Source organism: Candidatus Pantoea multigeneris, from assembly GCF_011752615.1.
Classification (GTDB): Bacteria; Pseudomonadota; Gammaproteobacteria; order Enterobacterales; family Enterobacteriaceae; genus Pantoea; species Pantoea multigeneris.
Window position 1 is genome coordinate 1 of record NZ_VWXF01000013.1, and the last position, 13,231, is coordinate 13,231.

Annotated in this window: 18 protein-coding genes; 3 read left to right on the forward strand and 15 right to left on the reverse strand. The window is 48.7% G+C overall.

Translation table 11 applies throughout. The annotated features are described in order from the left end of the window. The 9 genes from F3J40_RS21605 to fkpA form a co-directional block, all read right to left on the reverse strand. Positions 1–358: GTP-binding protein (locus F3J40_RS21605; protein ID WP_240155577.1), on the reverse strand; the 358-nt coding region annotated here is incomplete at its 3' end. A 68-nt stretch (positions 359–426) separates the two neighbouring features. Further along, a complete protein-coding gene (fusA, locus tag F3J40_RS21610; RefSeq protein WP_017350060.1) occupies positions 427–2,541 on the reverse strand; it encodes an elongation factor G in 2,115 nt (704 codons plus the stop codon). A gap of 93 nt (positions 2,542–2,634) precedes the next feature. Next, entirely contained in the window at positions 2,635–3,105 is a 471-nt protein-coding gene (gene rpsG / locus F3J40_RS21615; RefSeq protein ID WP_017350059.1) for a 30S ribosomal protein S7, read from the reverse strand. A 96-nt stretch (positions 3,106–3,201) separates the two neighbouring features. Next, positions 3,202–3,576: a 30S ribosomal protein S12 gene (gene rpsL, locus F3J40_RS21620; RefSeq protein ID WP_003852912.1), complete on the reverse strand. Its 375-nt coding sequence runs from the start codon at positions 3,574–3,576 to the stop codon at positions 3,202–3,204. Between the two features lie 125 nt (positions 3,577–3,701). After that, entirely contained in the window at positions 3,702–3,989 is a 288-nt protein-coding gene (tusB, locus tag F3J40_RS21625) for a sulfurtransferase complex subunit TusB (RefSeq protein ID WP_167017972.1), read from the reverse strand. Between the two features lie 9 nt (positions 3,990–3,998). Next, positions 3,999–4,358: a sulfurtransferase complex subunit TusC gene (tusC, locus tag F3J40_RS21630; protein ID WP_167017974.1), complete on the reverse strand. Its 360-nt coding sequence runs from the start codon at positions 4,356–4,358 to the stop codon at positions 3,999–4,001. After that, positions 4,358–4,744: a sulfurtransferase complex subunit TusD gene (gene tusD / locus F3J40_RS21635; protein WP_167018143.1), complete on the reverse strand. Its 387-nt coding sequence runs from the start codon at positions 4,742–4,744 to the stop codon at positions 4,358–4,360. Before tusD ends, tusC begins: the two co-directional genes overlap by 1 nt. 8 nt (positions 4,745–4,752) lie before the next feature. Then, on the reverse strand, positions 4,753–5,466 hold the full coding sequence (locus F3J40_RS21640) for a helix-turn-helix transcriptional regulator (RefSeq protein WP_167017976.1): 714 nt from the start codon (positions 5,464–5,466) through the stop codon (positions 4,753–4,755). A 283-nt stretch (positions 5,467–5,749) separates the two neighbouring features. Further along, positions 5,750–6,589, reverse strand: a complete 840-nt coding sequence (fkpA, locus tag F3J40_RS21645) for an FKBP-type peptidyl-prolyl cis-trans isomerase (RefSeq protein ID WP_026042890.1) — start codon at positions 6,587–6,589, stop codon at positions 5,750–5,752. 281 nt (positions 6,590–6,870) lie between these two features. On the opposite strand from fkpA, the gene F3J40_RS21650 reads away from it, so the two are divergent. After that, positions 6,871–7,089, forward strand: a complete 219-nt coding sequence (locus tag F3J40_RS21650; protein ID WP_017350052.1) for a SlyX family protein — start codon at positions 6,871–6,873, stop codon at positions 7,087–7,089. Between the two features lie 54 nt (positions 7,090–7,143). Here the strand turns inward: F3J40_RS21650 and F3J40_RS21655 are convergent, their stop codons facing one another. Next, positions 7,144–7,620, reverse strand: coding sequence for an Hcp family type VI secretion system effector (locus F3J40_RS21655; protein WP_205297481.1), 477 nt, complete (start codon positions 7,618–7,620; stop codon positions 7,144–7,146). A gap of 138 nt (positions 7,621–7,758) precedes the next feature. Here F3J40_RS21655 and F3J40_RS21660 point away from each other — a divergent pair, with 138 nt between their 5' ends. Then, a complete protein-coding gene (locus F3J40_RS21660; protein ID WP_167017980.1) occupies positions 7,759–8,583 on the forward strand; it encodes a DUF4225 domain-containing protein in 825 nt (274 codons plus the stop codon). On the opposite strand, the gene F3J40_RS21665 is transcribed toward F3J40_RS21660, so the two are convergent. Then, the gene (locus F3J40_RS21665) at positions 8,545–8,859 is read right to left on the reverse strand and encodes a hypothetical protein (RefSeq protein WP_167017982.1); all 315 of its coding nucleotides are present in this window, start codon (positions 8,857–8,859) and stop codon (positions 8,545–8,547) included. The genes F3J40_RS21660 and F3J40_RS21665 overlap by 39 nt on opposite strands. Before the next feature lie 187 nt (positions 8,860–9,046). Here F3J40_RS21665 and F3J40_RS21670 point away from each other — a divergent pair, with 187 nt between their 5' ends. After that, positions 9,047–9,379 (forward strand): hypothetical protein, encoded by a 333-nt coding sequence (locus F3J40_RS21670; protein WP_167017984.1) that lies wholly within the window; start codon positions 9,047–9,049, stop codon positions 9,377–9,379. Positions 9,380–9,446: 67 nt separating this feature from the next. Here the strand turns inward: F3J40_RS21670 and F3J40_RS21675 are convergent, their stop codons facing one another. From F3J40_RS21675 to slyD, 4 genes are all read right to left on the reverse strand, one after another. Next, complete coding sequence (locus F3J40_RS21675) at positions 9,447–10,850, reverse strand: DUF2142 domain-containing protein (protein WP_167017986.1); 1,404 nt, start codon at positions 10,848–10,850, stop codon at positions 9,447–9,449. 12 nt (positions 10,851–10,862) lie between these two features. Beyond that, positions 10,863–11,267 carry a GtrA family protein gene (locus tag F3J40_RS21680; RefSeq protein WP_017350047.1) on the reverse strand — a complete coding sequence of 135 codons (405 nt, stop codon included), beginning with the start codon at positions 11,265–11,267 and terminating at the stop codon, positions 10,863–10,865. After that, the gene (locus tag F3J40_RS21685; protein WP_205297482.1) at positions 11,267–12,271 is read right to left on the reverse strand and encodes a glycosyltransferase; all 1,005 of its coding nucleotides are present in this window, start codon (positions 12,269–12,271) and stop codon (positions 11,267–11,269) included. Before F3J40_RS21685 ends, F3J40_RS21680 begins: the two co-directional genes overlap by 1 nt. Positions 12,272–12,639: 368 nt before the next feature. Then, a complete protein-coding gene (slyD, locus tag F3J40_RS21690) occupies positions 12,640–13,194 on the reverse strand; it encodes a peptidylprolyl isomerase (RefSeq protein ID WP_167017988.1) in 555 nt (184 codons plus the stop codon). Between the last annotated feature and the right edge of the window lie 37 nt (positions 13,195–13,231).

Genomic DNA, 13,231 nt, shown 5'->3' on the forward strand with positions numbered 1-13,231 from the left:
TGTGCTCACGAGTCTGTGGCATTGGGCCATCAGTTGCAGCAACAACCAGGATCGCGCCGTCCATCTGCGCAGCACCGGTGATCATGTTTTTCACATAGTCGGCGTGGCCTGGGCAGTCAACGTGTGCATAGTGACGAGTTGGGGTTTCATACTCAACGTGTGCGGTGTTGATGGTGATACCACGAGCTTTTTCTTCTGGGGTGCTATCGATCTGATCGAATTTCTTAGCCTGGCCACCGTAGGTTTTAGCCAGAACAGTGGTGATAGCTGCAGTCAGAGTGGTTTTACCGTGGTCAACGTGACCGATGGTGCCAACGTTTACGTGCAGTTTAGTACGTTGAAATTGCTCTTTCGCCATGGCGATAATTCCTTACGTTATGCCTTCACGAACCGTGAAGGCATCAATTAACAATTTTAAACCGTAGCTTATTTGCTACGAGCTTCAATAACGGCCTGAGCGACGTTGTTCGGCGCATCATCGTACTTCAGGAACTCCATGGAGTAAGAAGCACGGCCTTTAGTCAGAGAACGCAGCTGAGTAGCATATCCGAACATTTCAGACAGCGGAACTTCAGCGTGAATCTCAACGCCAGTAGCGTTAGATTCCTGACCTTTCAGCATACCACGACGGCGGCTAAGGTCACCGATGACGTCACCAGTGTTCTCTTCTGGAGTTTCTACTTCAACCTTCATGATAGGTTCAAGCAGTACTGGAGTTGCTTTCTTAAAGCCGTCTTTAAACGCAATAGAAGCAGCCAGTTTAAACGCCAGTTCTGAGGAGTCAACGTCATGGTATGAACCGAAGTGCAGACGAACACCCAGATCTACTACCGGATAACCGGCCAGTGGACCAGATTTCAGCTGCTCCTGGATACCTTTGTCAACCGCAGGGATGTATTCACCAGGAATCACACCACCTTTGATGTCGTTGACGAATTCGTAACCTTTAGGGTTAGAACCCGGCTCCAGTGGGTACATGTCGATAACAACATGACCATACTGACCACGACCACCAGACTGCTTGGCGTGTTTACCTTCGATATCAGTAACTTTGTTACGGATAGCTTCACGGTAAGCAACCTGAGGTTTACCGACGTTCGCTTCAACGTTGAATTCACGCTTCATGCGGTCAACGATGATGTCGAGGTGCAGTTCACCCATACCAGCGATGATAGTCTGGTTAGATTCTTCGTCAGTCCATACGCGGAATGACGGGTCTTCTTTCGCCAGACGACCCAGAGCCAGACCCATTTTTTCCTGGTCAGCTTTGGTTTTCGGCTCAACGGCGATAGAGATAACCGGCTCTGGGAATTCCATGCGCTCAAGGATGATGACGTTATCTGGGTCACACAGGGTGTCACCAGTGGTCACATCTTTCAGGCCGATCGCAGCTGCGATGTCGCCCGCACGAACTTCTTTGATCTCTTCACGCTTGTTAGCGTGCATCTGAACGATACGGCCCAGACGCTCACGGTTTGACTTAACCGGGTTGTACACGGTGTCACCAGTGTTAACAACACCAGAGTAAACGCGGAAGAAGGTCAGGTTACCAACGAACGGGTCGGTTGCGATTTTGAACGCCAGCGCAGCAAACGGCTCGCTGTCGTCTGAGTGACGAACAGCCGGAGTGTCTTTACCGTCGTCCAGCATACCGTTAATCGCGGTAACGTCAGTCGGTGCTGGCAGATATTCAACAACTGCATCCAGCATCGCCTGAACACCTTTGTTCTTAAATGCAGAACCACAGGTTACCAGGATGATTTCGTTGTTCAGAACACGCTTACGCAGAGATGTTTTGATCTCTTCTTCAGTCAGTTCTTCACCACCGAAGAATTTCTCCATCAGCTCATCAGAGCCTTCAGCAGCGGCTTCAACCAGCTTCGCGCGCCATTCTTCAGCCAGTTCCTGCATATCAGCTGGGATATCTTCGTAGACGAAGGTTACACCTTGGTCTTCGTCGTTCCAGTTGATTGCTTTCATTTTCACCAGGTCAACAACACCGGTGAATTTCTCTTCTGCGCCGATAGCCAGCTGCAGAGGAACTGGAGTTGCACCCAGACGAACTTCCATCTGGTTAACAACTTTCAGGAAGTTAGCACCCATGCGGTCCATTTTGTTAACGAACGCGATGCGTGGAACTTTATATTTGTTAGCCTGACGCCATACGGTCTCAGACTGTGGCTGAACGCCACCAACTGCACAGTAAACCATTACCGCGCCATCAAGAACACGCATAGAACGTTCTACTTCGATGGTGAAGTCAACGTGTCCTGGGGTGTCGATGATGTTTACGTGGTGTGGTTCGAACTGCTTAGCCATACCAGACCAGTAACAGGTGGTTGCAGCGGAAGTGATGGTAATACCACGTTCCTGTTCCTGCTCCATCCAGTCCATGGTTGCTGCGCCGTCGTGTACTTCACCGATTTTGTGGTTTACACCGGTGTAGAACAGAACGCGTTCGGTAGTAGTAGTCTTACCGGCGTCGATGTGCGCACTGATACCGATGTTACGGTAGCGAGCAATGGGTGTTTTACGAGCCATTTTATTCCTCGGTTTTTCGGACGTTCAAAGTTAGTCGACCCCAGCGGGTTGGCTGTTTGAGCGCCCGCTGGTTGAACAACAACTACGTAACTGTTACCAGCGGTAGTGAGCGAACGCCTTGTTGGCTTCTGCCATACGGTGAACGTCTTCACGTTTCTTAACTGCGGTACCTTTATTGTCCGCAGCATCAGAAAGTTCGTTCGCCAGGCGCAGAGCCATTGATTTATCACCGCGTTTACGAGCAGCTTCAACGATCCAACGCATTGCCAGAGCATTACGACGAACCGGACGTACTTCAACTGGAACCTGATAAGTAGAACCACCAACGCGGCGAGATTTAACTTCCACGGTTGGGCGGACGTTGTCCAGGGCTACTTCAAATGCTTCCAGTTCGTTTTTACCAGAGCGCTGAGCCAGGGTCTCAAGAGCGGTATAAACGATTGATTCTGCAGTAGACTTCTTACCGTCTACCATCAGGATATTTACAAATTTAGCCAGCAATTCTGATCCGAACTTAGGATCTGGCAGGATTTTACGCTGACCAATGACGCGACGACGTGGCATGGAAATACTCCGTTGTTAATTCAGGATTGTCCAAAACTCTACGAGTTAAGTTTGACATTTAGGTTAAAACGTTTGGCCTTACTTAACGGAGAACCATTAAGCCTTTGGCTTCTTCACACCATACTTGGAGCGAGCCTGCTTACGGTCTTTAACACCTGAGCAGTCCAGCGCGCCACGAACGGTGTGGTAACGCACACCTGGCAAGTCTTTAACACGACCGCCACGGATCAGGATCACTGAGTGTTCCTGCAGGTTGTGACCTTCACCACCGATGTAGGAGGTAACTTCAAAACCGTTGGTCAAACGCACACGGCAAACTTTACGCAGTGCGGAGTTTGGTTTTTTAGGGGTGGTGGTGTACACACGAGTACATACGCCACGTTTCTGCGGGCAAGCTTCCAGCGCAGGCACGTTGCTCTTTGCAACTTTGCGTACGCGTGGTTTGCGAACCAGCTGGTTAACTGTTGCCATTAAATAGCTCCTGGGTTTAGCTTTTGCTTCGTAAACACGTAATAAATCGCCTCGTAAGAGTACGAGGACGCAGAATTTTAGGGCTGAGTCAAAAGGGTGTCAAGAAATAACCAGGCTTTCCAGCATTACCAGGTCATTTGTTTTGGGTGACCAGCCGTTAATGCAACGAATCCAGTATAGTCGACCCGTTGCACTTCGGTTGAAATTTGAGCAATGAGACCGCGTGCGGTCACATCTTCCTGCAACACGTAGACAGTTGCTGCACTAGCAAGCAGACGTGCTAATGGCGCACTACCTTGCAGGGCAGCGGTCACGCCATCCTGTAGCAGGATCAAATCATCACCCGGCTGTAGTAACAACAGCAGGCTATCAAGATCGCTCTGCCAGGGTGATTGCATCAAGGTATGTAGCATCTCGTGGCCTTAAAAGCGCAGAATTCGGTCGTAGCTGTCGAGTTTAGCGCGTAACGCACTGGCGGCCAGCACTTCCGCTTCCAGCACCCGATCTGAGTCAGCAGAGAAGCCACGGGCCTGAAGAGACTCAAGACAAACAAAGCACTGCTCAATGTCGTATAACGCCAATACGCCAAACGTCGCAATATAGTCACGTGCCAGAATGGTAGCAGGTTGTTGGCCCGGAATCAGTTGCAACACACCATCACCGATGAAAAACAGGCCTACATCTTCGCTAAGTGCAGCGGTAGCCAGCACGGCGTCCAGCCCTTCCCGTCCAGCACTGCTGCCATGAGGTGCCTGAGTAAAGATAAATGCCACACTATTCATCAGAACTGTACCAGTCTATCGCAGCTTAAGGCGGCCTCAGCCAGTGCACCCAAACCGCTAAACACAAAACCAGGCTGCAAGTTTGCACCCGCCAGAGCCAGACGAGCGGCTTCTTGCTCATCTGTCACACCGCGACGCAGTGCTGCTGCGACACAGATGTTCAGGGCAACGCCCTGCTCCTGGTGCAGTGCTTGCCACTCACGTACCAGATCCACTTCATCGCTGGCCGGCGCGGTGAGCTGATTCGCATTTAGCACCCCTTCACGATAAAAAAACACGCTCTCCAACTGATGCCCTGCTGCGATTAAGGCGCGAGCAAACAACAGCGCACTGCTGGCGTGCTGTGTGCCGTAAGCCGGACCGGTAACCAACAAGGTATAGCGCATCACCTTAGCTACTCCTGGGCATCATCGCTTTTAAACTGGCGGATGTAGAGATAGACCGTATGTTTGGAGATATTCAGGCGGTCTGCAACCTGGTTGATCGCATCTTTGATATCAAAAATACCTTTTTCATACAGGTTAAGCACAATCTGCCGGTTCTTAGCATTGTTGGATACACTGCGATCGCCGCTGACTTCTTCAATGGTGAACTCGAGAGTTTGTGTAACCAGGTCCTCTACCGAACTGGCAAAGTTAACGCTCGAATCAACCTGCTGCATTTCTGGTGGCATAAACGTGGACATGATCTGCGAGAAAGGCACATCAAGGTTCATATTGATACACAGCAGACCAATTACACGCTGATCGCGATTACGAATGGCAATCGTCACTGACTTCATCAACACGCCACTTTTCGCCCGAGTGAAGTAAGCGCGTGAGACGTTGCTGTCAGCACCGTGCATGTCGTGCAGCATTCGTAGTGCCAAATCAGTAATTGGCGAGCCGACTTTACGCCCGGTATGTTCACCATTGGCGATCCGTACCGCAGAGCATTTCAGGTCTTCCAGGGAGTGCAGGACAATTTCGCAATGCGAGCCGATCAGCATCGCTAGCCCATCGACGACTGCCTCATAAGACTTAAGAATATCAAAGTCACTGGCAGCAAACGGTCGTTGATCCAGCAAATCAAAATCGCCCGGTTCACCGGGATTAAACGGATTCGACATCAAGAAGATCACCCTAAATGGCTGGAGCCTGTCTCAGCGCAGGGCAGACTCATGATTCAGATAATTGTGCGGGCATTAGTCTGGCAAATGTCGTGCGCATATTCCAGAGCTTTATCAGGGAGAAGCAACGAAAAGGGGTTGGCTGGATGCACATCAAAATAACAAAGAGTGACCGGGGATCGTGATGGCTAGTCGAACATCTGGCAGGAAGAGAAATAACGGGGCAGTTAACCCTGCCCCGCTTGGCAGTTAGCCGGATAAGCAGCTAAAACAGCGCTCTGACTTACTGGGCTTTTTTATCCGCAGCAGCTGGAGCCTGAGTTTTTGCGTCAGCTTTTGGTGCTGGCTTGATGTCCAGCAGCTCAACTTCAAACACCAGAGTAGAGTTAGCTGGAATACCAGGAACGCCATTAGCGCCGTAGGCCAACTGTGGTGGAATTACCAGCTTGATTTTTCCGCCTTTCTTAACGTGCTTCAGGCCTTCGGTCCAGCCTGGGATCACGCCATCCAGACGGAATGACAGTGGCTCACCACGGGTGTAAGAGTTATCAAACTCAGTACCGTCAGTCAGAGTACCTTTGTAGTTCACAACTACAGTGTCACTGTCTTTCGGCGCTTCGCCAGTCCCTTCTTTCTCTACCTGGTACAGCAAACCGCTTTCGGTTTTCTTCACGCCTTTTTCTTTAGCGAACTTGGCTGCATATGCTGCGCCTTTGTCTGCGTTCTCTTTAGCGTCTTTTTCCTGCTTAGCCTGAGCTGCGCCTTTTACGCGGGCTTCGAAGGCTTGCAGAGTCTGTTCGATCTCTTCATCAGAGAGTTTGCTCTTACCACCGAAAGCATCCTGTACACCAGCGATCAGCTGCTGTTTATCCAGAGTGATGCCCAGTTTTTCCTGTTCCTTCAGTGAGTTGTCCATGTAGCGACCCAGTGAAGCACCCAGTGCATAGGCAGATTGCTGATCTTCATTTTTGAAAGCAGCATTCTTTGGTGCCTGTGGCGCAGCCGCCGCAGCTGGTGCATCCGCAGTAGGGGTTGCAGTGGCTTCTGCCGCTGTAGCCAGCGATGCGTTCATCGCTACCGCCAGGGTGGTCGCTAACAATGTGACTTTAAACAGTGATTTCATCCTTTCTCCAAAACCGAAGCCTGTGACCTCGGGAATCATTGCGGAACCTGAGGCCCACACTATAACGGTACGCGGCAGTGGCGAACACTCCCGCAGGGTAATTACCTGGTTAACCTCCGACCTTTTTTGCATCAGGAAGTTTCACCAGAGATGATAACGTAAGGCACGTTTTTCAAGCCCTCCAGGCCAACGCCTGCATAAAAACCAGATGAATCTGTGTTGGAAGACTGCGTACAATCGCACTCATGTCGTAAGTGAGACACCTGATACGAGGAGAAGTCATGCAACAACCAGAGTGGGAGCAGCGTCTGGAAGCGCTGGAGAGTAAGTTAGCCTTTCAGGAGTTGACCATCGATCAACTCAATAACACGGTAGTGCAACACGAACTGGAAATGAGCCGCATGCGTGAGCAGATGCGTTTGCTGCTGGAGAAAGTGAAATCGACAGCACCGTCGATGATTGCTTCTCAGTCAGAAGAGACGCCACCGCCACATTACTGATTCAACCCGCCTACTAAGCTGAACACATTTTTAGCGGTTCAGCTTATTTAGCACTTACAATGCCTTATTCTGTTTTATATTCCAGCCAGATTGTGTTTCTGCGCCTTTACCGCCGGATGTGGTCTGCTCCCAGTAACTCTGTTTTACCCGTTCAGCCTGAAACTGATAGCTGATTTTAGGGCTATCGCTATTATGAAACGCGTTATGCATCACATGTGTGAGCATGGCATTTTCCAGCGTAATACGATAATACTCCATCTGCTGCCCTCCAGCTTTGCACAAAGAAAGCTCTACTTTGGGAATATGTTTCCCGCTGGATAAAAAGTGGGAGATGGCAGGCGTGGCCTTATCTAAATTAGCGGTTACCGTTAGATCTTTATATTGCACCTTTCCCACCCCGCCACCACTTCCTAGCGCTAAATTGGTTGACTGCACAGCACCCCAACTATAAGACTCAATATCAACCCAGCCTTTATGTTTGTCATTTTGCGACTCGCCTTGAATTCCATCAATGCGCAAAAACATGTCCATGATCACAATAACTCCTTAATATTTTCACAGCGACATTTAAACAATGAGAGATCATTCAACTGAAATAAAATTATAGCTATACATAGAAAGTCATTTATGGTTTTCTTCTGCGCCACCCAATATCCACAAGGAAAGACCATGGACAATTACTGGCAGCAGAATCGATTATCCAATTATTATCGCGCTATGGCAAATGCAGAAGCGAAAGAGTTGAGCCGCGTCGCAAATAGCGCATCACTGATGCATCTTAAAGACGGATTTGTACGAATGCAGTTTCAGGATGAGATCAGCTTATTTATACGAGAACAATTAAATAAACTCAGTTACGCGAAAACTGAAGATGAGTTCCAGGCGTGTCTGAATGATATTCAACAAGAAAAAGCGTATCTGATACAGCAGGACCAGATGCTGACAAGTGGCGAGGTTGCATTACACGTATCAGCAAAGCTTGTTGTAGAAAAAGGCATTTTATCTTACTTAATTGATGGGTTTGGCATTGTTGCTGGTGGATTACAAATAGTCATTGGCTTTGGAGTACTGTTTGGTTCTTCGGTCACGCTGAATCCTGTTGGAATGCTTTATGGCGCTATGCTCACATTGCATGGAGCTAATGACGCCTATGAGGGGTTAAAAAATATCACCTCTGGCCGGGAAGATAACATTGGCTTTACAAAGAAAAAATACATTGAGGGAGCTCAGTTTTTAGGATTTGACGGGAGTTCAGGTGAGATTGTATATAATATGATGAGCATGGGACTGTCTGGTTATGGGATGCTGAGATTGTCTTTAAAAGCAAATACACCTAAGCTTTTCTACTATGTCCCGCAAGATTACATTCGTGGATTTAAGCGCATGTCAAAAACAGATGCTGCTTTAGAAGCGGGAACACATACTATCGCACTCTACAACATTAATAGTAAAATTTCAGAGACTACAGCGCCTCAAAAAGAAGAAAACCCTTAAGCCCAGAACCATTGGATTAAAACAAACAAAAAGAAAAATAACAAAAAAAGAAGAAAGAGAGTACGTAATGAAATCTTTTTCATCCAGATAGCTGCTTGTAAAGCCAAGCAATATAATGAAAATAAGGATGGTGCAAACAAAAAATCTCAATCGAAGAGCTTTCAAAGCAGCATTATAGTTGCAACCCCCATCATAAAGATGTTGCCGGATAACGGCAATATCTTTTCCACTAAAACCGTTATCCAATAATTTTTGCTCATACTCAAATGCATTCACGCTACACACCTCATACAAAATCCCTTCTCACCAACCATGAGATAAAAATGCCAGCACTATAGCCCGTTAGCCATTGGCACATAGCACCATTAACTACACGCACCTTATACAAGACCAAGCCCGATATCAAAGTTTGTTATCGTTTAATGGTCACAATTATGATCCACCCCATAAAAAAGAGTAAACAATGCCTAATAGACAGAAAAATCTCACCCCCGAAGTGAATAAACCGCAGAAAACTCTACAGCGTGAGATAAGATCCACCCGGTTTAAGCGCGCGCTCTGTTTTCTTTACGGCATTGGGAGCAGCCTGAAAATATTACTCGAATACGTAACAGGTCAACCCGTCTCTTTATATACGCTATTTAGCTTGGTACTGACGATTAGTGTGGTGTTATACGGTTTTTATCTTTCATCAACCTATAAATATCTGTTAGATGAACAGTTAGCTAATCAGCAGGAGAAAACAACTGATCCTGAACACGACAAAGCGGGGGTAGACAGTCAGTCAACTGACTGACTGTAAAGCGGAATCACACGGTGGTTGGATGATGTTGTGCGCCGCCGCAAGACGGCGGCGCACTCTGCTACCAGCGGAAATACTTGTTGGTTGAGTGGTAAATCACCCGGTTACTGTTGCTGATATCACTGCTGTAGCGGTCGTGTAACGCGAGGTAGATGGTACCTACCGAAAGCAGCCCAAGCAAAATCAGCACCGGTACTTTCTGCGGCAGCCGATAGTTTCCGTTAAACGCATAAGCCAGTACCACGGTCGGAATAAAGAAATAACGCCCCTGAACGCCAACGATCTCCTGCGTGGGGAAAGGTGACCATTGAGCCAGCATCGCAAGGTAGATCAGGATCACCGAAGAGAGCACAACGACAATCAACAATACCCCGCTACTGCGCTGAGCAATTAACTTCCCTTTAAAGACGGTCACCACCAACGCCAGCGCAAAAATCAACGCGAAAATCACAATCAGCGAGACACGCACCGGCGCATCTAACGCGCCGAGAATGCCAATAAAGCTGATGAAGATCATCGCCATGGATTTTATATTGGCAAACGTGTGCAAGAAGATTGTCGCCACTTGCAGCGGATGTTGGATGTAGTACTTAATCATGGCCGGAGCTTCAATCCCCGGATGCAGCGTGACCAGGGTGTTATGGGTATTTTTCAGGGTATACAGCGTCCAGGCCAGCGCAATCAGCGTGATCAGAGCAGTCGCTACCAGGTGGATAGCACGCCGTTGTTGCCACCACAGCCACAGCGGCAGCAGGACCATGGGGAGCAGGTTAATTTTGCTACACAACAGCAGCGTTAGCGCCACGCTGAGCAGAAGGAGATAGCGCCCACTCAATGGTTTCTCGGTATCGCTGTTAAGCCGCATAAAGCAGGACATCGCCAGTAGAGCAAGGCTCAATCCCAGGCCATCAATCGTGGGTGAAAATAGCTGATACAGTGACATCGGCAGTAACATGACGACCCACGCCAGCGGTGGGATCGGATAGATACGCCACGCCCATACAATCAACGCCAGAGAAACGGTAAAAGTAAAAATGGCCGCGAGTTGATAGGCATACCAGAAGTTTAGCCCGGAGAGTTCACCGATCTTCAACGCAATGGCTGCCGGTGCATAGAATAGCGGCAAGTAATAAGAGACATTAGGCATCGCATGGAATGCGGTACTGCCGGTGAAGGGGACCTGCTTGAGCTGTGCGATGTAATCAGTGAAATTTTGTGGCTGGTAAGTATTCGCGATCTCACTGTACAAATTGTTCGCTTTCTCAGCACCCTGATCAATGCTGCCACCGGTATTCGGTTCACCATTCAGTACCCACTCGCCCTGTGCCAGTGCGGCGCTACGTGAAAAGTGGTTAATTTCATCGGGAGAACTTAAGGGCGGTTTTGCCAGCGAAATAAGAAAAAACAGCAGATAAACGACGATAACCGCGAGCAGTCCACGTAGCGGTGAAATAGTCTGGGTCATGTTATATCCCTTTTAACTGACGGCAATGCGCTTATAGATAAAGGTCCTGGACATGAAGAAGTTTGAAAACATCCCGGCAATACTGCCTACTGCCACCGCAATAACGGGCCAACTGTGCGCCAGAGAGAAGTAATTTATGACGATCATGTAGCAGCCAATATTAATTACGCCACCAAGACACATAAACAGAAAATAGAGCAGAAACTCTTTACTGCGCCGCTGTGAAACCTGTGCCTGAGCAAAGGTAAATGCGCGATTAAGCAGCCAGGTTGCGATCACCGCACAGATAAACGAAATCACTCTGGCGTAATAAAGTCCTAACGCCCCTTTCAGCAGGTACAGCACACCGGTGTCTACCACAAATCCGACGACGCCAACCACGCCAAATTTAAACGCCTCTAGCAGCAGCTGCTTCATCAGAAGTCACGATTCGAAGTTGATAAGTAGAACAGACGTTTGTTCTCCTGACGCCCAATGGTGACGTTATCCAGAATCAGTCCACACGCCAGCGATAAGAACCCTGCCAGCATTAACACCGCCGAAAGCACTGCGGTGGGCAGACGCGGTACCAGACCGGTACTAAAGTATTGCGCCAATACGGGTAGAAACAGCCCCAGTGAGACAATAAAGAACAGCAGGGAAATCATGCCGAAGAAGAACAGCGGCTTTTCGCGCATGAACAGTCGAATAATCGTGGCAAGGATACGCACGCCGTCTTTATAGGTGGAGAGCTTGCTTTCCGAGCCTTCGGGACGTTCGCCGTAAACCGTAGTCACTTCACCATAGGGCATTCGCAGTTCCAGCGCATGTACCGTCAGCTCAGTTTCCGTTTCGAAACCACGCGCCAGCGCCGGGAAAGACTTAGCATAACGACGGGTAAATGCACGGTAGCCAGAGAGCATATCCGTGAAGCGCCCACCAAAGATTTTGGTCACGCTGGTGGTAAGGAGCTTATTACCAAACTGGTGCCCTGGCCGATAGGCCTTTTCGGCAATCTCGGCGGCTACCCGACGGCAGCCAACCACCATATCGAGGCGGTCATCTATCAGCTTATCCACCAGCTTGTGGATCGCACGCGCTTCATAGGTGGCATCGCCATCGACCATCACGTAAACATCGGCATTGACCTCGGCAAACATGCGACGCACGACATTGCCTTTGCCTTTCTCGTTAACCGCAATCACCGTGGCACCAGCAGCCTGTGCCTGTTCACGGGTGTTATCGGTTGAGAGATTATCAAATACCCAGATATCCAGCTCCGGCATGGCCGTTCTGAATTCACTAACTACTTGATAGATAGTGGTTGACTCATTATGACAAGGCACCACTAAAGCAACATGTTTACCACGGTAGCGAACATGTTCCTGAATAAGTTCTTCGCTGTCTAAATCAGCGGACACGAGTTTATTTACAGTGAGCATTTAATATCCCTGTACAGGCTAAACTACGTTAATTTTTTGGCGTTCAGTTCTGGAGCAATGCAAGGAAGTTAAAAACATTTTGTGTGGATCGTCAATAAACTCGCTTTTTTACCGGTCTTTTTAGGAGGTTTCGAGTAAACACACATCAAAAATTGAGAGAAAGACTTGAGAAGTAAGATGTAAAAGCCAGCTTTATCCTGGCCGATGTAACAAGAATACACCGATATAGAAAATATACACGCAGGATTGAGAATAACAAATTAATAAAACATTTAATAAATTGTCACACTATCGTCAGAAAATAAAAAATCCCGGCACAATGTCCGGGATTTCAGGCAGCTACGCTAAATAAGCGTGGTGCAAAGGTATTAGTGGCTGCAGCCACAACCACCGGTACCACAACCGCCTTGACCGTGGTCATGGTCATGGTCGTGATCGTGGTCGTGATGATGGCCGTCGGCACCGTGAACGTGGCCGTGAGCCAGTTCTTCAGCCGTGGCTTCACGGATCGCGACAACTTCAACGTTGAAGTTCAGGTCCTGACCCGCCAGCATGTGGTTGCCATCGACAACAACGTGCTCATCTTCCACTTCGGTGATTTCTACTGGAACTGGACCCTGATCGGTTTCCGCCAGGAAACGCATGCCCACTTGCAGTTCATCTACACCCATGAAGACATCTTTTGGTACGCGCTGTACCAGGTTGTCATCATACTGGCCGTAAGCGTCGTTTGCAGTGATATGCACGTCAAACTTATCGCCTACTACATGATTTTCCAGCGCTTTTTCCAGACCAGAAATCAGGGAACCATGACCGTGCAGATAATCCAGCGGTGCACTCACCGGAGACTCATCAACCAACACACCGTCTTCTGTACGTACCTGATAGGCCAGGCTTACTACCAGGTCTTTTGCTACTTTCATGATATCTCCTAACCGTTGAGAACCGATAACCCCGCCT